Source organism: Bremerella sp. JC817 (assembly GCF_040718835.1).
GTDB lineage: Bacteria > Planctomycetota > Planctomycetia > Pirellulales > Pirellulaceae > Bremerella.
Map to the genome: position 1 here is coordinate 1 of NZ_JBFEFG010000181.1, position 663 is coordinate 663.

The window sequence follows — 663 nt, forward strand, 5'->3', positions numbered from 1 at the left end:
GCAGAATGACCGCGGACCAGCCAAGGTATTCGTACTTGATACGAGATGGTGGCAACTCGCCGAACGTATCGTGGAAGTTATGGACGGCGAGACCGATTTGTTTCAGGTTGCGCAAGGCGGTGATCACCGACGTGCTGGAACTGCTCGACCTGACCGGTCTCTTCGACATAAGGCAAGATGTAGACCAACCACGAACTGCCCCAGTTTGTGGTATTGGCGGCGTCAACACCAAACGGAGGTTGATCCTGGGCGCCACCTGGGTAAAGCGTTGGAAGGTGTCGTGATGGTTGTGGAGTGCCAGGCCAATCTGTTTCAGGTGATTGGTGCATTGCATTCGTCGAGCCGCTTCGCGGGCTTGTTCCGTTGTACGAACCATTGTTATAGGTTCCCTCAACGGCGTATTGGGAAAAACGCCGCGAGATCTCGCGGCGTTTTTTTATGATCAGATATCGCTCAAGCGGGAGAAGGAAAACGGCTTCGCATGAATAACATATACCACAAATTCGCCGGCCGCAGACGAGGATCAACGGGTGCGATAAGATGAGTAATTCCCCGCCGCCTTCGGCAGTGGATGCCATCCACATCGGAACAGCGTAGTGTAGGGAAACAGTGTAGGCGAATTTGTTTATATATCGGTGGTCGCCGTATAATTAAAAAAAGGGG

The 663-nt window shown here is 52.6% G+C and carries 1 protein-coding gene; it reads right to left on the bottom strand.

Annotated features, from left to right (window positions below; translation table 11 throughout):
• A partial coding sequence (locus tag AB1L30_RS00870) for a DUF1559 domain-containing protein (protein WP_367011451.1) occupies nt 1–376 on the bottom strand: 376 nt, incomplete at its 3' end.
• Between the last annotated feature and the right edge of the window lie 287 nt (nt 377–663).